The sequence below is a fragment of the Methylobacterium sp. ap11 genome (assembly GCF_900110515.1).
Taxonomy (GTDB): Bacteria; Pseudomonadota; Alphaproteobacteria; order Rhizobiales; family Beijerinckiaceae; genus Methylobacterium; species Methylobacterium ajmalii.
Genome location: NZ_FOEB01000015.1, coordinates 121,717 through 142,024, shown reverse-complemented (window position 1 = coordinate 142,024; position 20,308 = coordinate 121,717). Strand labels below are relative to the sequence as shown.

The following is a 20,308-nucleotide window of genomic DNA, read 5'->3' as shown; positions in this document are numbered from 1 at the left end:
CAGGGAGCCGTCAGAGGCCCGAGGCGGTCAGGCGCACCGGCTGCCCGTCCTTCAGGCTGTGGACGCCCGCCACCACCACGGTCTCGCCGGCCTTGAGGCCGTCGCTCAAGGTCACCGTATCCTCGTCGGGTTGCGCGGTGTCGGAGACCGGGACCACCGCGACCTCGCGGCGGGCGACCGACTTGCCGTCCGGCGCGACCACCCAGACGCTGGTGCGGCTCTCCTCCCGCAGGAGGGCGGTGGCCGGCAGGGTGATGCGCGGCGGGGTGGCGCGCGCCAGCGCCACCGTGATGGTGGTGCCGAGCCGGAACGCCTCCGGGGGCGCCGTGAGGGTCATGCGCACCCGGCGCGTGCGGGTCGCGGGGTCGGCGAGCGGCCCGATCTCGCGCACCCGGCCCTTGGCGGTGATGGTCGGGGCGGCCTGGAGCGTCACGGTGAACTCGGTGCCGGCCTTGATGCCGGCCATCAGCCCGTCCGGGATGTCGACCACCGCCTCGCGGATGTCGGGGCGGGCGAGCGTCACCACGACCTGCCCGGCGCTCACCACCTGGCCGACCTCGGCGCTCCAGGCGGTCACCACCCCGTCGACATCGGCCTTCAGGGTGGCGTAGCCGAGCTCGTCGGTCGCCTTCTGGAGGGCGGCCTTGGCCTGGGCCAGGCGCGCCGCGGCGGTGTCGCGGGTAGCGACCGCCGCGTCGAGGGCGGCCTGGGTGACGTTGCCGCCGTCGAACAGGGTGCGCTGGCGCCCCTCGACGGCGTTGGCGTTGGCGAGCTGCGCCTCCGCGTCGGTGACGTCGGCCCGGGCCCGGGTGACGGCGAATTGCAGCACGGTGGGATCGAGGGCGGCCAGCCGCGCGCCCTTGGGCACGAGGTCGCCGACATAGACGTCGCGGGCGACGATCCGGCCCGGCACCCGGAACCCGGCTTGCGTCTGGTAGCGCGGCTCGACCGTGCCGGCGAAGGGCCCGAAGGTCTCGGCGGTGCGGATCTCGACCTTCGTGGTCAGGACCGGGCGCACCGGCGGCGGCGCCTCGGCCGTCTTCTCCTGGCAGGCGGCGAGGAGGACGAGGACGGCGAGGGCGGGGACGTGCTTCACTTCCCGTCCTCCCCGACCACCGCGACCGCCTGGCCGGGGCGCAGGAGCTGGATCCCGGCGGTCACCACCCGCTCGCCCGGCGCGACGCCGTCCGACAGCACGATGGCCGAGCCGGCGTAGCGGTCGATCGTGACGGTCTTGGGCGCGACGGTGCCGCTGCCCGGATCGAGCACCCAGACCGCCGGCTGGTCCTGCCAGCGAAACAGCGCGCTCCAGGGCAGGCTGATCGCCTGCCGGGCGCGGAAGCGGCCGAGGCCCGCCACCGTCGCCCCGAGCGACATCTCGGGCGGTACGGCCGAGAGGCCGATCTTCACCCGCACGCCGCCCGAGGACGGATCGACCGCCGGCGAGATCTCCCGCACCGTGCCGGTGGTGCGCACCCGCGGATCGGACAGGAGGACGATGTCGACGGTCTTGCCCTCCGGCGGCTCGGCGAGCAGCGTCTCGGAGACGATGAACACCGCGTCCCGCGGCCCGTCCTGGGCGAGCGTGAACACGGTCTGGCCCGACTGGACCACTTGGCCGGCCTCGGCGTTGCGCGCCGTGATCATGCCGGCGACCCCGGTCTTCAGCTCGGTGTAGGAGAATTGCTCGCGGGCGTTGCCCAAAGCCGCCTTGGCGGATTCGACCGAGGCCTGGGTGGTGCGCAGGGTCTGCTCGGCCTGGTCGTAGGCGGTGCGGGTGGTGTAGCCGCTGCGCATCAGGGATTGCTGGCGCTCGAAGCCGACCTTGGCCTGGGTCAAGAGCGCCTCGGCCGAGGCGAGCGCGGCCTGCGCGGTGTCGACGTTGACCTGCTGCTCCTGCGGCTCGAGCCGGGCCAGCACCTGGTCGGCGGTGACGTGCTCGCCGACCTCGACCAGGCGCTCCTGGATCTTGCCGCTGACCCGGAACGCGATGTTGCTCAGGAACTTGGCCTGGATGTCGCCGGTCAGCACGACCTCGGCCGAGACCGGGGCGAGCGCCGCGGTGACCACCCGGACCTCGGCGGGCGCGCCGGCAGGCTTCGCGTCCCGCGCCGTCGCCGGCTTCGCCTCGTCCTTGGCCGTCGGGGTGGGCGCGTCGGCGCGGGCCTGGCCGGCGAGGGTTTGCCCGGCGAAGACCTGTCCCGCGAGGAGCAGGGCGGTGACCACGGCCGAGCGGTGGAGGCCCCGGAGGGGCGGGCTGGATCTCATGGACGTCGAGCGTACCGGTTCGGCGTGGGACGGGAAGCCCCGAAGGACAGCACGGGCGGGGGGCGGATGTGAAGGAGCGGCCGCGAGGGGGCGGGTGCGGCCGCTCCTTCCAGATGCGGCGGGCCGCCCGCGAGGGGAGGCGTCGCCGCATCTGTGGGTGAGGCCCCGGCGACGGGCCGGGGCGAAGGCGAAAGGACGTGCCGGCTCAGAGCCGGCTCTGGTCGACCACGCAGGTCGCGCAGGGTGCGGCCACCGGGTCGATGCGGGTCCAGGCCAGGAGGCCCGCCCAGCCGGCGATGGCGACGAGCACCAGGGCGAGCGCCGGCACGGCGCCGCGCCGGGGCAGCAGCGGATGCGCGCGGGAGGCCGCGGGAGCGTGCAGGTCGAGGCCGTTGGCCAGGCGGGTGAACCCGGGCCAGGTCGGTGGGGTTGGACGAGACCGGCGGATCCGGGACGGGCACATCACCGTGCGGGCCATGGCGCGCTCCTTGAAGGCGACCCCTGTCTCGTACTAATAACTGACCAGGCAGTCAATAAGGGTACGAGATGGCAGTGGCGGGACAGCGCCGGCGGCGCAAGGAGGAGCGGCCCGGCGAGATCGTGGAGGCGGCGTTCGAGGAATTCGCCCGCAGCGGCTTCATGGCGACCAAGCTCGACGACGTGGCGGCCCGCGCCGGCATCACCAAGGGCACGATCTACCTGTACTTCCCGAGCAAGGAGGACCTGTTCCTCGCCACGATGCACGAGATGAGCCGTCCCTCGCGCGAGCACCTGGCGGCCCTCACCGCCGCCCCGCAGGGCTCCGCGATGGCGATCCTGCGCACCCATTTCGCCTTCGAATACGAGCAGATGGTCGAGGACCGGCGCACCCGCGAGATCATCCGGATGCTGCTTGCGGAGGTCAGCCGCTTCCCCGACCTCGCCGACCGCTGGCGCGCCGAGGTGATCGGCCCGGAGGTGGAGGCCCTGCGCCGGGTCGTCCGCTACGGGATCGAGCGGGGCGAATTCCGGCCTTCCGCCGCCGAGGAATTCCCCCACCTGCTCTTCGCACCCGTCATCATGGCCTGCACCTGGCGGCTGATGTTCGGCGACGACCACGCCCTCGACGGGCCGGCCTACCTGGAGGGGCATCTGGACCTGCTGGAGCGGGGGCTGATGTGCGGTTCCCGCCCGAACCCTCCCCCCTCTGCGGGGGAGGGTGCCCCGCGGAGCGGGGCGGGAGAGGGGACGACGTTTCCGGAGAGGTCGCGACCTTGATGAAGGACGCCTCATCCTGAAGTGTCGCGCTGCCCATCTCCCGGCCCGCTCCGGGGGCCACCCTCCCCCGCAGAGGGGGGAGGGCTCGGGCGCGAGCCTTCGGATCGGAAGCACGGCCCCACCGCCCCGCTCCCGCCGCAATGCGGCGGGACCAGTGCGCCACCGGGGGCGCGACGCGCTTCACCATCGCTTCACCACGACGGGCGAGCGTCGCCGAAGGACATCGTCATGCTGCGCCCGTCCCGTCTCCTCGTCGGCCTCCTGCCTGCCGCCCTCGCCGCGGCGACGCCGGCCCTCGCGCATCCGCACGTCTGGATCACCACCCGGGCCGAGCTCGATTACGGGCCCGACGGGATCCTGCGGGCGGTGCGCCACGCCTGGACCTTCGATCCGACCTATTCCGCCTTCGCGATCCAGGGGCTGGGCCAGTCGACGACCGGGCCGGTCAACCCGGCCGCGCTCGCCGCGCTCGCCCGGGACAACGCCGAGAACCTCTCCGACAACGCCTACTTCACGGTGCTGAAGGTCAACGGCCGCAAGGTCGATCTCGGCGCCGCCGCCGATCCGGCGATGACCTTCTCGGACGGGCAGCTGACCCTGCGCTTCACCCTGCCGCTCAAGGCGCCGGTCGCCGGCACGGCCTCGCTCGAGGTCTACGACCCGACCTACTTCGTCGCCTTCAGCCTCGCCGAGGGCGGCGAGGTCGCGACGCTGGTCGGCGCGCCGGCCGCCTGCCGCGTCACCGCGCACCGGCCCAAGACGACCGCGCCGGCGCCCGCCGCCACCGGCATGTCGGAGGCCTTCTTCGAGGCGATCACCGCCGCCTCGACCTACGGCGTGCAGTTCGCCAACCGGATCGTCGTCGCGTGCTGACCCGCGCCCTTCCCCTCGCTCTCCCCTCCCGCGGGCTCCAGCGCCTGCTGCTGGCCGCCCTCGCGGTCCTGGCCGCGGCCGCGCTGCTGGCCGCCCTGCTCGGGCTGCTGGCTCCCGGCTTCCGGGCGCCGCCGCGCTCGCCCTTCGGCATCGGCTTTCGCGAGGCGAGCCCGAACGGCGCCACCAGCCTCGGCGCCTGGCTGCTCGCCATGCAGGCCGGCTTCTCGCGGGCGCTCCAGGCCGCGGTCTCGGCGGTCAAGGACGGCCGGGACGGGGCCCCGACCCTCGTCGGGCTCGGCTTCGCCTACGGGGTGCTGCACGCCGCCGGGCCCGGCCACGGCAAGGCGGTGATCGCCGGCTACCTGATGGCCGGCGAGCGCGCCCTGAAGCGCGGCTTTGCCCTGAGCCTGCTGGCGGCCCTGCTCCAGGCGGTCGTCGCCCTGGCGCTGGTCGGCGGCGGCGCGGTGGTCTTGCGCCTCACCGCCGCCGGCCTCAACCAGGCCGGCACGGTGATCGAGACCGCGGGCTTCGCCTGCGTGGCGGTGCTCGGGGCCGCCGTGACCTGGCGCAAGGCGGGGCAGCTCGCGCGCCTTCTCAACCGGGAGGCGGGCCCCGCCTGCGGGCCGGGCTGCGGCCATGCGGGCCTTGCCGACGGAACCAGGGTCGAGCGGCTGGCGGGCTGGCGCGAGCAGGCCGGCGTGGTGCTGGCCGCCGGGACCCGCCCCTGCGCCGGGGCGATCCTGGTGCTGGTCTTCGCCCTGTCGCAGGGCATCCTGTGGGCGGGCGTCGCCGCGACCCTGGCGATGGCGCTCGGCACCGCGATCACCACCGGAATCCTGGCGGCGCTCGCAGTCTTCGCCAAGGCGCTCGCCCTGCGGCTCGCCGGGGGGCGCGGCCAGGGCGGGGCGATCGCGGTCGGGGTCCTCGAATTGTGGGCCGCCGCCTTCGTGCTGGTGCTCGGGGCGGGTCTGCTCTCGGGCTGGGCCGCGACGGCGTTCTGACCGGGCGACTTCAGGCGACTTTCAAGCGACCTGGGCGACCCGCCTGCGCGGGCTCGCCTCCGCGGCGACGGCCGCGAAGGTGATCTCCTGGCGCTCGCGGGCCACGAAGGCGCCGGGCATCTGGCCCTGCATCTGGACCTCCAGGTCGCGCAGCAGCGAATCGGTGTGCTGCGGGTAGAGGTGCACGATGGCGAGTTTGCCGACGCCGCCGGCCTGGCACAGCTCGACGCCCTTCTGCCAGGTCGAGTGGCCCCAGCCGCGGCAGGACGGGTACTCGCCCTGGGTGAACATGCCGTCATAGACCACGAGGTCGGCGCCGCGCACGAAGTCGAGAAGCGCCGGATCGGGCCAGGGCTCGGAATGCTCGAGGTCGCTGATGTAGCAGGCCGAGCGGCCGGCATGCCGGAAGCGGTAGCCGGTGGCGCCTTGGGGGTGCTGCAGCGGGATGGTGTCGACGACCGCCCCGTCCGGGAAGGTCAGGCTCTCGCCGGCCCGGAACCCGTGATGCACGAAGCGGGCGGGGAACATGTCGAGGGTGATCGGGAAGAGCGGCGGCGAGAAGAGCCGGTCGAGGGGCTCGGCGGCGCTCTGCCCGTCGAGGTTGCCGCACCAGGTGTGGATCTCGCGGGAGGGGTCGAGGATTGCCGGCTTCATGAACGGCAGGCCGCCGACATGGTCGAGGTGGAGGTGACTGAGCAGCAGGTCCACCCGCTGGGGCACCCGGTCGCGGTGGTGGGCGCCGAACGCGTTGATGCCGGTGCCGGCATCGATCACGAATAGCCGCTCGCCGCAGCGGACCTCGACGCAGGGCGTATGCCCGCCGAATTCCACGAAATCGGGGCCCGAGGCGCAGGTCGATCCCCTGACGCCCCAGAACCGGAGCGTCAAGCCGGCTTCCATGAGAGGACCCCTCGTTGTCATGCCGGTGACCGTGATGGGGGTTGCAGGGAATGGATGTGCGACAACGCACATGGCGAATGCTCCGGCCGGACAGGCCGGCAAGACATGGGTGGGAACTCTACACGAAAGATGTGCAGCACGAACGGTGAGCACAAGACGAAGGTTCCCCCGGACGGCCTAATCTGCCGTTAAGCGAGTGCGGGCCCGCACCGGCTCTGTGGATGACGAGGTCGCCGGGGACGACGCGGCGGCCCGGTCCCCGAACGGCGCGGTCTCCCCGGCATCCGGCGGCGCGCCGGCCCGCACCACGGTGGTGCGCTCGGCCCGCAGCACGACGTCGAAGGGGGCGGCCTCGTCCGGCCGGCACTCGGCCGGCAGGCAGACCACGAGGCCGCGCCCGGCCCGCGCCGCCCGCAGCCGCTCGATGCCCGCCATCACCTCGGGGGCGCCGCGGTCGTCGAGGGCGAGGCCGACCACCAGGATGTCGGGACGGCGCACCAGGCAGCGGGCGAGGTCGATCGCCGCGCGCTCGAACGGCGTGAAGCCGTCGCGGCCGGCCAATCCGCTCTCCGCCGCCCGCGGATCGACCTGGCTCGCCAGGCCGAAGCGGTAGACCGTGCGCTCGAGGCCGCGCTCGCGCAGCACCGCCTGCATCAGGGCGCGCACCCGGGCGCCCGCCCCGGCCTCCGCCCCGGCGACGCGGCCGAACAGCAGGTTCTCCTCCAGGCTCGCCGCCGCCGTGACCTTGCGGGGATCGTAGAACTCGACCGAGCCGGTGAGCGAGGCCGGCAGCAGGGCCGCGAAGGTGCGCCGCGCCGCGACGAGGCGCGCCTCCATCGCCTCGTCGATGAGGCCGAAGCGGTGCCGGGTCTCGCTGTAGCGCAGGCACAGGCCGATCAGCCGGGCGCGGTCGCGCTGGCCGGCGGGGCCGCGGCGCCAGCCGGAGGCCTCGGGCTGGCGCGCCACCAGGTCCTCGAAGAAGCCGCGCTCGCGGGCCGGAAACAGCGAGAACGCGTCGAAGAGCGGGTGGTCGTCCGGCAGGTCGGAAAAGATCTCGACGGTGGCCCGGGCGATGGCGAGCCCCATCTCGGTCATCGGCCGGGTCAGGCCTTCCGCCTCCAGCACCGCCCGGGTGAAGGGGTGGCCGGCGAGCCGCGCCTCCGAGAAGGCCGAGCCGACCGGCGCGCCGAACAGGATGTTCTCGCCCACCGTCGCCTGGCGGTTGTAGCGGGCGGGGTCGAACGGCTCGATCAGATGGGCGGCGTGGTCGGCGGCGAGCGCCGCCCGCAGGGCGTCCCGGGTCTCGACGATGGCCGCGGCGGTCGTGGCGTCGAGGCGGCGCGGCAGCACGCTGGCGAGCCCGCGCCCGTAGACCAGCCGGTCGAGCCCGGTGACCGACAGCGCCTCGACCAGGCGCTCCTCCAGCTCGCCGGCGTTGGGCGTGCTCGCGTCGGGGCTCGATCCGTCGGCGAAGGCGGGGTCGCCGTAGAGGATGTTCTGCAGGAGCGTGCCGTTCATCAGCACCGGCTCGCCGCCCGCATAGGCGATGCGGCGCGCCCGCTCCGCCGGCTCGACCGAGCGCAGGTCGGTGCCCGCATAGGTCACCGCCCCGGCGGTCGGCTCGAGCTGGCCGGCGATCAGGGCGGCCAGCACCCGGCTGCCGCTGCCGCGGTCGCCCAGGATCGCGACGTGGCTCGGCATCGGCAGCGAGAGATCGAGCCCGATCAGGCGTTCGCCCGAGGCCGGATCGTAGGCCGCGACGGTCGAGAGCACGATCGGCCCGCCGTCCGGCAGGGGAGCGGACTGGCTGCGCAGCCGGCGCGGCGCCCGGGCGCGGGCCTCCAGCGAGGCGGCGGCGCGGGCGATCTCCCGGAAGGCCGGCAGGGCGGCGCGGCGCCGCCGGCTCTGGCGCAGGAAGGCCGCCACCGCGCTCGAGGCGATCGCGAGCGCCCCCAGCACCGCCGACAGGCCGCCGGCGCTCACCGGCGCGGCGGGGGCGGGGGCCTGCCACAGGGCGGCCGCCAGCATCACGGTCGGCACCAGCACCGCCAGGGCGAGGGCCGGGGCGCGGGCGCGGGAGAGGTCGTTCTCGGTCTCGGTGAGGGCCCGGCGCGCCCGCTCGGCGACGTGGCCGAGGCGGGCATGCTCGAAGGCGGTGGTGCCGTGGGCCCGCACCGCCGGCAGCCGCCGCACGAGGTCGGTCAGTCCGCGCTCGAGGGCGGCCCCCTCCAGCCGGCGCTGGTCGTCCCGGCGCTCGGTCCGGGCGATGAGGAGCTGGCGGGCGAGCGCCGCGGCGACGAGGCTGATGCCCGCCGCGGCGACGAGGCGCGGCGCCACCGCGGCGGCGACCGCCAGCGCCAGGAGCACGCTGCCCGCGGCGAGCGCCGGGACCAGGATGCCGACGGCGAGGAGCCCGTCGGCGGCGCGGATCGCCGCCCCGACCTGGCCGGCGAGCGCCCGGGCGTCGTCCCGGGCGGCGGGCCCGGAGCGCAGGATCGCGTCCTCGGCCACCTCGCGCAGGCGGCGCACCGCCTCGGCTTGCGCCGTCACGCAGAGCCGCGCCACGCCCCAGCCGAGCCCGGCGAGCGCCAGGGCGACGAGGATCAGGGCACCGAGCGCCGACAGGGTCAGGGCGCTCTCGGGCAGCGGCCAGCCGCGCACCAGCACCAGCCCGTGGCCGCCGAGGCGCTCGGGCAGCGGCACGACGAGGTGCAGGAAGTGGATCGGCCCGCGTCCCGGCTCGGCGAGGGCCAGGAGCTCGTCGACGAGGTCGCGCAGGGCGAGCAGCCCGAGCCCGACCAGGGGCGCGCCGAGACCGAGGGCGACCGCGATGGCGGCGGCGTGCCGGCGCTTGGCACTGCGCCAGGCGAAGACGATCGGATCGCGGTCCATCAGAGCGGGCGACGGAACCGCGGGGCGGGGGCGCCCGGACGCCGCAGGGCCGGCGCCGGTCCGGAGCGCGGGGGCAGGCCCGGAGGCCGTCTCGCGGTGGTGACCATGGGCCTCCTCGATGCTGCCGGTGGTATGGGCCGCGGGGGCCGGAGCGGTCAAGCCGGGGCCGCCGGCCGCGACCGATTCCGCCCGGGCGGACGCCTCGCGCCGCCGTCCCGTCCGATGTCGTCCGGCGATCCACCGGTCGGCGCGTGCGCCGCCGCACGTCGCCGCCCGGTCCCGGGATTATCTCGCAGGATCAACCCGGGTGCGTACCCGCACATCCCCGGAACATCGTCTCCGTCATTGTTCTCGTCGTCGGTGAGACAACGACGGTTCGCCGGGAAATACAGTCGGTGACTTGCGGATCTACTCGCCTCCCCGCGCAAGCGGCGGGAGCGGGGTCCGTACGAGCCGGCCGCGAACCACCATCCCGACGGATCGCGGCGTTGTCCGCATCCTCCCGTTCCCGCATCTTCATTCCCGCACAAGGACACCTCGTGGACAGCAGCATCATCCAGGGCATCTCGACCTTCCGCGGCAGCGTGTTTCCGGGCCAGCGGCAGATGTACCGGCGCCTCGTGCGCGACGGGCAGCAGCCGAAGGCCCTGATCATCGCCTGCGCCGATTCCCGAGTCTCGCCCGAGCACATCACCCAGGCCGGGCCGGGCGAGCTGTTCGTCTGCCGCAACGCCGGCAACATCGTGCCGCCCTTCTCGCAGATGAACGGCGGCGTCTCCTCGGCGATCGAGTACGCGGTGGTGGCGCTCGGGGTTCGCGACATCGTGGTCTGCGGCCACTCGGATTGCGGCGCCATGAAGGGGCTGATGCAGCCCGGCGCCCTCGACGCGATGCCGAACGTCGCCGCCTGGCTGCGCCACAGCCACGCCGCCGACCGCATCGTCTGCGAGGCCTATCCGGCCGATCTCGGACCGACCGAGCGCCTGCGGGCGCTCGCCCTCGAGAACGTGGTGGCGCAACTCGCCCACCTGCGCACCCATCCGAGCGTGGCGGCGGCGCTCGCCAAGGGGCAGCTCGCCCTGCACGGCTGGTTCTTCGAGATCGAGACCGGCGCGCTGCTGGCCTATGACGGCAGCGCCTTCGTGACGCTCGCCGACGACGGCGTGCTGCCGGTGGCCCATGCCCCGGCGCCCCGCCGCGCGGCCGGCGACGGGATGCCCCCGGTGGCGGCCGCGTAACGCCGGGATCGGCCTGCCCCGCACGGATGACGGGGCAGGCCCCGCCGATTCGCGCTTCCGGCGTTCCGGGCGAGCGCTAGATACGGGGCCATGCGCACCGTTCGGATCGTCCCCCTCGTCGTCGCGACGGCCCTGTTCATGGAGAACACGGACTCGACCGTGCTCGCCACGTCGCTGCCGGCGATCGCCGCGGACATGGGCGAGGACCCGATCGCCCTGAAGCTGGCCCTGACCTCCTACCTGGTCAGCCTCGCGATCTTCATCCCGATCAGCGGCTGGGCCGCCGACCGCTACGGCGCCCGCACGGTCTTCCGCTGGGCGCTCGCGGTGTTCATGGCCGGCTCGCTCGCCTGCGCGGCCTCGAACTCGCTCGGCTGGTTCGTCGCCGCCCGCTTCCTGCAGGGCATGGGCGGAGCGATGATGGTGCCGGTGGGGCGCCTCGTGCTCCTGCGCAGCGTGCCCAAGGGCGAGCTGGTCCAGGCGCTCGCGACGCTGACCATCCCGGCGCTGGTCGGCCCGGTGATTGGCCCGCCGCTCGGCGGCTTCATCACCACGGCGCTCCACTGGCGCTGGATCTTCTTCATCAACCTGCCGATCGGGCTCGCCGGCATTTTGCTCGCCACCCGCTACTTCCAGGACGTCAAGGAGGAGGAGCGCCCGCCCCTCGACCTCCTCGGCTTCGTCCTGTCGGGGGCCGGGCTCGCCAGCCTGATGCTCGGGCTCGCCTCCAGCGGGCGCCACCTGCTGCCGGAGGCGGTGTCCTGGGCCTGCACCGGGGCGGGGGTCGTGCTGTGCGGGCTCTACCTCGCCCATAGCCGCCGGGTGGAGCATCCGGTGATCCGCCTCGACCTGCTGCGCTACCCGACCTTCCGGGCGGCGGTGCTCGGCGGCAGCCTGTTTCGCATCGGCACCGGGGCGATCCCGTTCCTCCTGCCGCTGATGCTCCAGCTCGGCTTCGGGCTCGACCCGCTGCATTCGGGCCTCATCACCTTCGCGGCCGCCGCCGGCGCCCTGTTCATGAAGACGATCGCGGCCCGCATCCTGCGCGCCTTCGGCTTCCGGGCGGTGATGACGCTGAACGCGGTGGTCGCCGCCGGCCTCCTCGCCGTCAACGGCCTGTTCACGGCGGGCACGCCGCACGCCCTCATCATCGCGGTGCTCCTCGTCGGCGGCTGCTTCCGCTCGCTGCAATTCACCGCCGTCAACGCCATCGCGTATGCCGACGTCGACCCGCGCGACATGAGCGCGGCGACGAGCCTCGCCAGTGTGGCGCAGCAGCTCTCCCTCAGCATCGGCGTCGCCTTCGGGGCCTTCGTGCTCCAGTCGGCGTCCGAGTGGCACGGCCGCACCGAGATCCGGGCGGAGGATTTCGGGCCCGCCTTCCTGGCCGTGGCGATCCTCTCGGGGCTCTCGGCGCTGTCGTTCCGCCGCCTCGCCCCGGAGGCCGGCGCCGAGGTATCCGGCCACCGCATCGTCCGGGCGAAGCCGACGGCCGACGCCGCATAGCAGGCTGAAGGAATCCTGTGCTCAAGCTTCAGCCTCCGTTCAGCCTGGCGGCGCGATAAACGGGACATCGAGCACGCAGGGACCACGGTCATCGGGTCTCATGTGCTCGCGAATGCTTGTTCAACCCTTACGTCATGGGGATCTGCCATGAAGCGCATCGCATCCATCTGCGTGGCCGCGGCCACCCTGGCGAGCGTGACCCTGGTCGGCGCCGCCCCGGCCGAGGCGCGCTGGCGGGCCGGGCCGGCCTTCGCCCTCGGGGCGGTCGGCGGCCTCGCCCTCGGCAGCGCCATCGCGGCCGGCTCGCGCCCGGCCTACGGGTATGGCTACGGCTACGCGCCGGCTCCTGCCTACGGCTACACCCCCGTCTATGGCGGGCCGGCCTACGGCTACGCCCCGGCCTACGGCCCCGAGTGCTACACCGTCCGCCGCCGGATGGTCGACGAGTTCGGCGACGTCTACATCCGCCGCGTCCGCGTCTGCGACTGAGCCCCCGGGGATCGTGACGGCCGTGAACCTGCTCGTCCGTCACATCCCGGCCCTGCCCGCCTCCGCCCTGGCGGATCTCGCCGCCGAGCCGCCCTGGGCGCTCACGAGGGCGGCCGACGACATCGTCCGCCGGCTGCTGGCCGGCCTCGGCGAGGATTTTTCCGTCGCCGACGAGGTGGCGGTGCATGCCAGCGCCCGGATCGAGCCCGGCGCGGTGCTCAAGGGCCCGCTCGTCGTCGGGCCGCGCTGCTTCATCGGCCACGGCGCCACCTTGCGGGGCGGCGCCTGGCTGGAAGAGGCCTGTACGATCGGGCCGGGCTCGGAGCTGAAGGCCTCGTTCCTGTTCGCCGGCACGGCGCTCGCCCACTTCAACTTCGTCGGCGAGAGCGTGATCGGCCGGGGCGTCAACCTCGAGGCCGGCGCGGTCATCGCCAACCACCGCAACGAGTGGCCCGGCGCCACGGTGGCCTTCCGGCACGACGGCAGGCTGATCGAGACCGGGCGTGCCAGGTTCGGCGCCCTCGTCGGGGACGGGGCGCGGCTCGGCGCCAACGCCGTCGTGGCCCCGGGCGCGATCCTCGCCCCCGGCACCGTGGTGCCGCGCCTCGGCCTCGTCGACCAGGGCGTGGCGCCGGATCTCCGGTGAGGCGGATGGCCGGCTGATGCGCTCAGTCGTCCTGGGCACGGGCATGCTCGGACCTGTTCCGTTCGGGCGCGGCGCGATCGAACCCGGGTACCGCGACCGTTGCCAAATTGTCATCGTGGACGGCCTTGCGACGGGCCGGACCGATTCCGTCTTGTTTCCAGCTCTTATCTGGCGCCGGCTGAGGACGGCGGCGCCCCCGCGCGCCGCGCCGTTCGAAGACGCCGGCGATGTCCATCCGATTCCATCGGGATTCCTTCCGCCGGGACCTGTCCGGCCCCGTCATCCTCCGGCCCCGCCGCGCTCCGGGGAGCGAGGCGCCGCCGGTCGCGAGCATTGCCCGGTCGGGCGGGGAACTCGCCAACCTGCAAGTGCTGCGCGCCCTCGCGGCCGGTCTCGTGCTCATCCACCATGTCGCGGTGTACGGGCAGACCCTGCGCGGGGCCGAGCGGCCCTTCGCGGTCCTCGACGGCCTGATGGGCGTGTGGGGCGTCGCGCTCTTCTTCGCCCTGTCCGGGTTCCTGATGGCGCGGCTCGTCACCCGCGATTCGCCCACGGTCTTCCTGGCGCACCGGGTCAGCCGCATCGTCCCGACCTATTTCGCGGTGGTCGCGCTGTTCGCCGGCCTGTCCGCGGCCCTGGGGCTCGAATTCGGCGGCCTCTCCGTGCTGGCCCTGTCGCTCGCGCCGGTGGGGCCACGCAGCACGCCGCTCGGCGTGGAATGGACCCTCGTCCTGGAGATGACCTTCTACGTCGGCCTGTTCGCGCTCGCCACGACCGGGCAGGCGCGCCGCCTCGTTCCGGTCGCCGCGGGTTGGCTCGTGCTCCTCGCCGTCGCCTTCCCTCTGCTGCCGCCCGACAGCCGCGCCATGATGCCGCCGCCGCTCTACCTCGTGCCGGTCACGGCGGCCTGCGTTCCGTTCGCCGGCGGGCTGCTGCTGCCGCGGCTGATCGCGTCGGGCCGCATCCGCCCCGCGACGGCGCTGCCGGCCCTGCCGCTCCTTATCGCCTGCTTCCTCGTCGAGACCGCCGCGGCGCGCTGGCTCGGCGGTCTCGCGGCGGTGCTGGTCGTCGGAGCGGCGGTCACCGCGCCGCCGGTCCGCCGCCAGGGCCCGGCGGCCCGGGGGCTGATCGCGTTCGGCGATTGGAGCTACGTGCTCTACCTCACCCATCCGCCGGTGCTGCTGCTCGCGCACTGGGCCTGCCCGCCGCACTGGTCGGGCCCCGCCTACGCGGCCGTCGGCCTCGCGGGGGCCCTCGCGGTCGCTGCGCTCCTCGGTCCCGTCGACCTGGCGCTCTACCGGCGCCTGCGCGGGCGGATCGATGCCCTGCGCCCGGCGACGCTGGCGCGGGCCCTCGCGGCCTTCCTGGTCGTGTTCGTGGGTTGTGCGCTCTGGGGCAGCACCGAGATGGCCCGCAACGACTGGGCCGAGGGCCGGGTCCGCCGCGCCATCGCCCGGCTGCCCGGGGCATGGGGCTCGGCGGCGGCAGCCGAGGCCGCCATCGCCGAGCGGGGCCTCGCCCTGCCGCCGACCCTGCGGGCGGGCGTGGAGACGCGGGAGCGGCTCTCGGCGGTCGAGGACCTGGTGAGCGCCCATGCCTTCGATCCGGCCCGCCCGGACCGGGCGATGCGGCTCGCGCTGTTCTGCGGCGGGCGCCTCGTCGCCCTGGACAAGCCGCGCCGCACGCGCCGGGACCTGGCCCGGCAGCCGGGCTACGAGGCCGTGGGCACGCGGCGGATCGGCTATCGCCTGCGCCTCCCCGCCGGGGCGTGCGGCGAGGAGCCCCCCGTCGCCGTGATCGTCGACGAGGCCGGCCCGATGGCGGTGCTGGCCCTCCCTCCGGCCGGCCCCTGACGGGCCCGGGCAGGGGGTCGGCGGCCGGCTTACAGGGCGCCCCGGCGCAGGTCGGCGAGCACCGCGGCGAGGTGCGACAGGAAGCGGGCCGCCGCCGCGCCGTCCACCGCCCGGTGATCCCAGGACAGGCTCAAGGGGAGGATCAGGCGGGGCTGGAAGGCGCTGCCGTCCCAGACCGGCTCGATCCGCGAGCGCGCCGCGCCCAGGATCGCCACCTCGGGCGCGTTGATGATCGGGGTGAAGCCGTCGCCGCCGATGCCGCCGAGCGAGGAGACCGAGAAGCCGCCGCCCTGCATCGCGGCGGGCGGCAGCGTGCCGGACCGGGCCTGCTCGGCGAGCGCCCCCATCTCCTGGGCGATCTCGACGAGGCCCTTGCGGTCGCAGTCGCGCACCACCGGCACCAGGAGGCCCCGCGGCGTGTCGACCGCGAAGCCGACATGGACGGTGTCCTTCAGGATCAGGCCGTCGCCGTCGAGCGCCGCGTTGAAGCGCGGATGGGCCCGCAGCGCCGCGGCGGCCGCCTTGATCAGGATCGCCACCATGGTGACCTTGTGGCTTCCGGGCCGGGCGGCCCCGTTCAGCTCGCGGCGCAGCGCCTCGGTCTCGGTGACGTCGGCATGGTCGAAATTGGTGACGTGCGGGATCGTCAGCCAGTTGCGGGTCAGTGCCTGGCCGGAGATCTGCTGGATGCGCGACAGGGATTCGCGCCGCACCGGGCCGAACTTGCCGTGGTCGACCTGCGGCCAGGGCGGCAGGCCGGCGCCGATCCCGGAGGCGGGCGCGGCCGGGGCGGCGGTGGGCGCCGGCGCCGGGGCTGCGGGAGCCGGGGCGGCCATCTGGCCGCGCACGAAGGCCAGCACGTCCTCGCGCAGGATGCGCCCCTGGGGGCCCGAGCCGGCGATGCCGGCCAGCGCCACGCCGAGCTCGCGGGCATAGGCGCGCACCGACGGGGTGGCGTGGGCCTCGGACGGGACGGGGGATTCGGGCGCGCTACCGGCCGCCGGGGCTGCGGGGGCCTCGGCGGGGGCGGGGGTCTGCGGGGCCGGCGCCTGCTGAGGGGCAGGCGACGATGCGGCGGGGGCGGGCGCCCCCGCCTCGCCGGAGGTGTCGACCATCAGGATCGGCGTGCCCTGCGACACCCGGGTGCCGGGCGCGACCAGGATCTCGGACACGATGCCCGACACCGGCGAGGGCACCTCCATGGTGGCCTTGTCGGATTCGATGCTGATCAGGAGGTCGTCGACGGCGATCCGGTCCCCGGGCTTGACCAGGATCTCGACCACCGGGACGTCCTTGAAGTCACCGATGTCGGGCAGCGCGACCGGCAGGCTGGCACTCACGAACGTCCTCCGCGACGGTTTCTCGTTCTTCCGCCGCGGCTTCGCCCGTCACGGGCGGCACGGCATCCGGGATGCCGTGCCTAGACCATTTCGCGGCCGAGGTGAAACCGCCGTGCCCCGCGCGCCGAGCCCGGCTCACCGGGTCTTGCGGGTACGCTCCGGCAGGGCGGGGCGCAGGGCCGGGGCGGCGGTCGCCGCCGGGCGCAGCCGCGGCGAGGCCGGGCCGTGGGCCGGGCGGTGCTGGTCGGGGGTGGCGCTGCGCGCGGCCGGCTCGCCGCCGAGGATCGAGGCGACGAGGTCGCGCGCCGTGGCGGCGTCCATCGAGCGAAACAGCCGGGTCAGGCCGAACACCGCGTCGACCGAGCGGGCGATCGAGGGATCGAGGCGCAGGAAGATGAACACCGCCTCCTCCTCGGCGAGGTCGGCGGCCCGCAGGGCGAGCGCCAGGAGGTCGCGCCGCTCCGGCTCGGTGGCGCGGAAGCTCGCCCCCGGCATGCCGAGCGCCTCGCCGAGCGCCGCCTCGAACCGCTCCGGCTCGCCCCGTCCCGCGAAGGCGGTGAGCGCCGCGCCGGCGGCACGCATCCCGGCCCGGCCCTGCGGCCGCAGGGCGGCGCGGGCGGCGACGCCCTCGCGGATCGCCGCACGGCGCTCCGGCTCGGCCTGGAGGTAGAGCGGCGCGAGGTCGACCGCCGGCAGGTCGTCGCGGGCGAGCAGCAGGGCGGCGAGATCGGGCCGACGGCGCGCCCGCTCCACCAGCCGCTCCAGGGCCGGCCCGGCGAGCGGCGCCCCCGGGTTGCCGGCGAGCGAGAGGTCGACCTCCGGGTCGCCGCGCAGGCTCAGGTCCTCGACCAGGGCCCGGCCGAGGTCGGGCCGGCGGGCCAGCACCGCGTCGAGGCCCGGGCCGCTGCCGGCGGCCTCGAGCAGGGCGGTCGTGAGCACCGGGCTCCCGGCCAGCACCGCGTCGCGGGCGCCGCCGCCTTGCGCGGCGAGCAGCGCCAGCACGCTCTGGGGCGTGTCGGGGAGCGGCGCGAGCTTCTGGGCGACGATCTCGGCGGTCGCGGCGTCCACCGTCGGGATCAGCCCGCAGGCCAGGGCCTCGAAGGCCCGGATCGTCGCGACGTCCCGCACCGGGGCGGCCCGGAAGAGGTCCGTCTGCACCCGCAACAGCACGGGTTTCATGTCGAGACGCCGGTCTCGTGCGAGATCGAGGAGGCCGGACAGGTCCGGCGGAGCGTCGGCGGCGGAGCGGGCCATGGGCGATCGGGTACGCAGGACATGAAAGCGATCCCGAGAATGCGAGGCGGCGCGTAAAGCGACGCTTAAGGCTGCGGGCACGGGTCGGCCCGGGGCCTGGGGACAACGGGGATGACGGCCCGGTCCGCGCCTCTCCGCTCACCGATGGTTTACGCCGAAGTCCCGGCGGCCCCTCGGGAATGGCGGCTTGGAAACAGTCCGTTAACCATGCCCGTGGTTTGGTCCATCCGCGAAGCCGCGACGGGCGGCGGTCCCGGAGGGACGTGGAGAGGCGGGAGAGCGCGCATGATCGGCCACCAGCGACGTCCCTCGGCGGACATCATCCCGTTCCGGGCCGGCGGCCCGCGCCGGGCGGGCGGCACGACCCGGGCGGGCGGCGCGGGCGAGGCCGCGTCCGGCCCGGTCGATCACCCTGCGGCGGACCCGGTCCGCGGCACGATTCTGCTGTTCACGGGAGTGCGCTATGAGAGGCTGCCCGATCCCGCCGAGACCGACCTGCCCGCTCCCGAGCGGCGCTGCACGCGCTGAGCCGAGGCTCCGGGCCATGGGTCTCCTGGCGACGTCCGCGCGCGGTCTCCTCGTCGGCGGCGTGCTGCTCGCCGCCCCCCTGGTGGCGTCCTGCGTCCAGCAGGGCGATTTCGGCCGCCCGGCTCCCACCGCCTGGAACAGCCTGATCGACGCCGCCGGCACGCTCGCCGCGCGCGAGCGGGGCGAGGCGGCCTCGCTGTTCCCCTTCACGGAGGACGAGCGGGCGCTGCGCGACCGGGCCTGGCGCTTCCTGATGCCGGCGCGCGAGCGCAGCCTGTTCGAGGCCGCCCTCGACAACCTCACCCGGGCCCGGGTGCTGCCGGTCGGCTGGCGCCTGTCGGACCCCGCCGCCTATTACGAGGCGATCACCGCCGGACCGTACCGCTCGGTGATCTCGCGCTACCGGCGCCTCTCCGACGACATGGTGGCGGACGGCCGCCTGGTGCCGGCCTTCGCCGAGACCGCGTCCCGGGTGGTGCGCGCGGACCTGACGCGGCTCCAGAGCCTGCCCTTCATCACCACCCTCGACGACCGCGACGTGCGCAGCGCCGCGATGCGGGTGGCCGAGAACCGCTGCCTCATCGCCTGGGTGCGGCTGGAGACGGGCGCCCGGGCGGCGTCCTACCGCTACGCCCTCGAGCACCTGCTGGTCGCGGCCCCCGAGGAGGAGGCGGTGGCCGGCGAGCGCGCCCTGGCGTTCCTCGACTCGCGCCGCAGCCTCCTCGACCCGCTGCTGCCGCCGGATGCCGAGGCGCGCTGCGGCCTCGTCCCGCCGGAGCCCGGCCCGGCGGTGCTGGTGCGCAAGGGATAGGTTCGCCGCGCCTACGATCGGATTCGCGCGACGACGCGAGGGTCGAAGGCTTTCGTGCCGCTACTCGTCCGGCCCGTCGATGGTGCAGGAGACCGAGCGGGCGGCCTCGTTGGCGAGCGCCTGCTGGCTCGGCAGGGCGGCCAGCACCCGGATGCTGACGAAGCCCTCCCGGCTCGGGGCGACGATCCGCATGTCGCGGTTGCGCTCGTCCTCGTCGGCGCTCGCCAGCGCCTCGTCGTACTGGCGCTTGGTCATGATCACGAGCTCGACGGTGCCGCGCAGGGCCGCCTGGTCGGTGATTGCGTAGTAGGCGCCGTTGCGGCCGTGCAGCGCGATCGTCTCGAGGAGCGGGCCGGTCTCGGCGGTGATCCGCACCGGGCCGTCGTCGAGGTCGTAGGCGCAGACGCCGACCGCCACCGCCGGGTCCTGCCGCGGCAGCCAGCCCGCCGCCGGCGCGCCCTCGGCCTTGCCGCCGGTCTCGACGGCGTGGACCAGCACCGAGGTGTCGTTGGCGAGCGTGGCGCGGGCCTGGCTCAGCGCGTCCCCGGTGGCGAGGTAGGGGATCGCCAGCACCGCCGCGACGTGGACGAGCCCCGCCAGCACGAGGCCGCACAGGGTGGCGAGGATGAAGCGGCCGAGCGGCGTCACGGGCAATCCTCCCGGGTGATCGAGGGCACGCCCTCGCGTTCGAGCACGCCCGTGCTCGCCGCCACCGGCGTGTCGTAGAGGCGCAGGACCAGCCGGATCGAGCCCTCGCCCGCCGGCATCGGCAGCCAGTTGCCGGGCTGCACGACCGGGCCCAGGGTCACGGCGAACCGGCCGTCGCGGTCGCGCAGCACCTCCGTGGAGGTGAACCCGGTGCGCGGCGCCCCCGCATCCCCCGCCCCCTCGGTCTTCGCACCCTCGGTCTTCGCCCCCTCGGTCTTGGCGGCATCCGTCGTGGCCTCGGCCCTGGCCCGGCCGCGCCGCTCCACCGTCAGGGTCCAGGCCCGGGACGGCGGGGTGGCCCCGGCGATGCGGTAGCGGCAGGACGGATCGAGCCGGCGCCCGGAATCGTCGGTGAGCGCGGTGAGCAGCAGGCCCTCGCCGAGCGCCAGCGGCACCTCGCCGGTGCGGGCATGGATCGCCCGCACGTAGGGGTCGGCGTCGCGCGCGCCGATCTTCGGCCAGGCCGTCCAGGCATTGAGCGTGACACCCCCGAACGGGTAGCGCCCCCGCGTCGCCCAGTTGGCGGAGGCGAGGCCCAGGACCGCGCCAAGGGCTAGCGCGTAGAGCACCAGCCCGACGTTTCCCATCCGGCGCAGCCGTGCGGCTCCCCGCAGGAGCCTCGGCACAGGCCGGCTGAGGGGGGAGGGCGCAGCGCGCCCGGACTCCCGGGGGAGGACTTTCTCGGTCAGCATCGTGGGGCGTGTCTAGCCCAGGTCGGGCTGGGGCCGAACGGGTTTTTGGTCC

Annotated in this window: 19 protein-coding genes; 10 read left to right on the top strand and 9 right to left on the bottom strand. The window is 74.9% G+C overall.

Going from position 1 to position 20,308, the window contains the following annotated elements; all coding sequences use genetic code 11:
* Nucleotides 1-10: 10 nt before the first annotated feature.
* The 3 genes from BMX97_RS21010 to BMX97_RS21000 form a co-directional block, all read right to left on the bottom strand.
* Entirely contained in the window at nucleotides 11-1,096 is a 1,086-nt protein-coding gene (locus BMX97_RS21010) for an efflux RND transporter periplasmic adaptor subunit (RefSeq protein ID WP_091753218.1), read from the bottom strand.
* A complete protein-coding gene (locus tag BMX97_RS21005; RefSeq protein ID WP_091753217.1) occupies nucleotides 1,093-2,268 on the bottom strand; it encodes an efflux RND transporter periplasmic adaptor subunit in 1,176 nt (391 codons plus the stop codon). The genes BMX97_RS21010 and BMX97_RS21005 overlap by 4 nt, the downstream gene beginning before the upstream one ends.
* Nucleotides 2,269-2,473: 205 nt before the next feature.
* Entirely contained in the window at nucleotides 2,474-2,746 is a 273-nt protein-coding gene (locus tag BMX97_RS21000) for a hypothetical protein (protein WP_091753216.1), read from the bottom strand.
* A gap of 68 nt (nucleotides 2,747-2,814) precedes the next feature.
* Between BMX97_RS21000 and BMX97_RS20995 the strand changes: the two genes are divergently transcribed.
* From BMX97_RS20995 to BMX97_RS33825, 3 genes are all read left to right on the top strand, one after another.
* Nucleotides 2,815-3,525 (top strand): TetR/AcrR family transcriptional regulator, encoded by a 711-nt coding sequence (locus BMX97_RS20995; protein ID WP_091753215.1) that lies wholly within the window; start codon nucleotides 2,815-2,817, stop codon nucleotides 3,523-3,525.
* A 228-nt stretch (nucleotides 3,526-3,753) separates the two neighbouring features.
* The gene (locus BMX97_RS33830) at nucleotides 3,754-4,398 is read left to right on the top strand and encodes a DUF1007 family protein (RefSeq protein ID WP_244538557.1); all 645 of its coding nucleotides are present in this window, start codon (nucleotides 3,754-3,756) and stop codon (nucleotides 4,396-4,398) included.
* Nucleotides 4,392-5,399 carry a nickel/cobalt transporter gene (locus BMX97_RS33825; protein WP_348273129.1) on the top strand — a complete coding sequence of 336 codons (1,008 nt, stop codon included), beginning with the start codon at nucleotides 4,392-4,394 and terminating at the stop codon, nucleotides 5,397-5,399. The genes BMX97_RS33830 and BMX97_RS33825 overlap by 7 nt, the downstream gene beginning before the upstream one ends.
* Nucleotides 5,400-5,420: 21 nt before the next feature.
* Here the strand turns inward: BMX97_RS33825 and BMX97_RS20985 are convergent, their stop codons facing one another.
* Both BMX97_RS20985 and BMX97_RS20980 read right to left on the bottom strand, forming a co-directional pair.
* Nucleotides 5,421-6,299 (bottom strand): MBL fold metallo-hydrolase, encoded by an 879-nt coding sequence (locus BMX97_RS20985; RefSeq protein WP_244538556.1) that lies wholly within the window; start codon nucleotides 6,297-6,299, stop codon nucleotides 5,421-5,423.
* Between the two features lie 177 nt (nucleotides 6,300-6,476).
* Nucleotides 6,477-9,191 carry an ATP-binding cassette domain-containing protein gene (locus BMX97_RS20980; protein WP_091753213.1) on the bottom strand — a complete coding sequence of 905 codons (2,715 nt, stop codon included), beginning with the start codon at nucleotides 9,189-9,191 and terminating at the stop codon, nucleotides 6,477-6,479.
* A 539-nt stretch (nucleotides 9,192-9,730) separates the two neighbouring features.
* On the opposite strand from BMX97_RS20980, the gene BMX97_RS20975 reads away from it, so the two are divergent.
* The 5 genes from BMX97_RS20975 to BMX97_RS20955 all read left to right on the top strand — a co-directional run bounded on the left by BMX97_RS20975 (nucleotide 9,731) and on the right by BMX97_RS20955 (nucleotide 14,923).
* Nucleotides 9,731-10,429: a carbonic anhydrase gene (locus tag BMX97_RS20975; protein ID WP_244538555.1), complete on the top strand. Its 699-nt coding sequence runs from the start codon at nucleotides 9,731-9,733 to the stop codon at nucleotides 10,427-10,429.
* A gap of 90 nt (nucleotides 10,430-10,519) precedes the next feature.
* Complete coding sequence (locus tag BMX97_RS20970; protein ID WP_091753212.1) at nucleotides 10,520-11,935, top strand: MDR family MFS transporter; 1,416 nt, start codon at nucleotides 10,520-10,522, stop codon at nucleotides 11,933-11,935.
* A 147-nt stretch (nucleotides 11,936-12,082) separates the two neighbouring features.
* Nucleotides 12,083-12,424, top strand: coding sequence for a hypothetical protein (locus BMX97_RS20965; protein WP_060848228.1), 342 nt, complete (start codon nucleotides 12,083-12,085; stop codon nucleotides 12,422-12,424).
* 22 nt (nucleotides 12,425-12,446) lie between these two features.
* Nucleotides 12,447-13,070, top strand: a complete 624-nt coding sequence (locus BMX97_RS20960; RefSeq protein ID WP_244538554.1) for a DapH/DapD/GlmU-related protein — start codon at nucleotides 12,447-12,449, stop codon at nucleotides 13,068-13,070.
* A gap of 227 nt (nucleotides 13,071-13,297) precedes the next feature.
* On the top strand, nucleotides 13,298-14,923 hold the full coding sequence (locus BMX97_RS20955) for an acyltransferase family protein (protein ID WP_091753210.1): 1,626 nt from the start codon (nucleotides 13,298-13,300) through the stop codon (nucleotides 14,921-14,923).
* A gap of 29 nt (nucleotides 14,924-14,952) precedes the next feature.
* On the opposite strand, the gene BMX97_RS20950 is transcribed toward BMX97_RS20955, so the two are convergent.
* Together BMX97_RS20950 and BMX97_RS20945 are read right to left on the bottom strand one after the other, a co-directional pair.
* The gene (locus BMX97_RS20950) at nucleotides 14,953-16,263 is read right to left on the bottom strand and encodes a 2-oxo acid dehydrogenase subunit E2 (RefSeq protein WP_091753209.1); all 1,311 of its coding nucleotides are present in this window, start codon (nucleotides 16,261-16,263) and stop codon (nucleotides 14,953-14,955) included.
* Between the two features lie 135 nt (nucleotides 16,264-16,398).
* The gene (locus BMX97_RS20945) at nucleotides 16,399-17,517 is read right to left on the bottom strand and encodes a DUF2336 domain-containing protein (RefSeq protein WP_091753208.1); all 1,119 of its coding nucleotides are present in this window, start codon (nucleotides 17,515-17,517) and stop codon (nucleotides 16,399-16,401) included.
* 285 nt (nucleotides 17,518-17,802) lie between these two features.
* On the opposite strand from BMX97_RS20945, the gene BMX97_RS20940 reads away from it, so the two are divergent.
* Together BMX97_RS20940 and BMX97_RS20935 are read left to right on the top strand one after the other, a co-directional pair.
* Nucleotides 17,803-18,045 (top strand): hypothetical protein, encoded by a 243-nt coding sequence (locus BMX97_RS20940; protein ID WP_060848225.1) that lies wholly within the window; start codon nucleotides 17,803-17,805, stop codon nucleotides 18,043-18,045.
* 16 nt (nucleotides 18,046-18,061) lie between these two features.
* The gene (locus BMX97_RS20935) at nucleotides 18,062-18,856 is read left to right on the top strand and encodes a hypothetical protein (protein ID WP_091753207.1); all 795 of its coding nucleotides are present in this window, start codon (nucleotides 18,062-18,064) and stop codon (nucleotides 18,854-18,856) included.
* Between the two features lie 60 nt (nucleotides 18,857-18,916).
* On the opposite strand, the gene BMX97_RS20930 is transcribed toward BMX97_RS20935, so the two are convergent.
* Complete coding sequence (locus BMX97_RS20930; protein WP_060848224.1) at nucleotides 18,917-19,504, bottom strand: DUF1254 domain-containing protein; 588 nt, start codon at nucleotides 19,502-19,504, stop codon at nucleotides 18,917-18,919.
* Nucleotides 19,501-20,256, bottom strand: coding sequence for a DUF1214 domain-containing protein (locus BMX97_RS20925; protein ID WP_091753206.1), 756 nt, complete (start codon nucleotides 20,254-20,256; stop codon nucleotides 19,501-19,503). The genes BMX97_RS20930 and BMX97_RS20925 overlap by 4 nt, the downstream gene beginning before the upstream one ends.
* Between the last annotated feature and the right edge of the window lie 52 nt (nucleotides 20,257-20,308).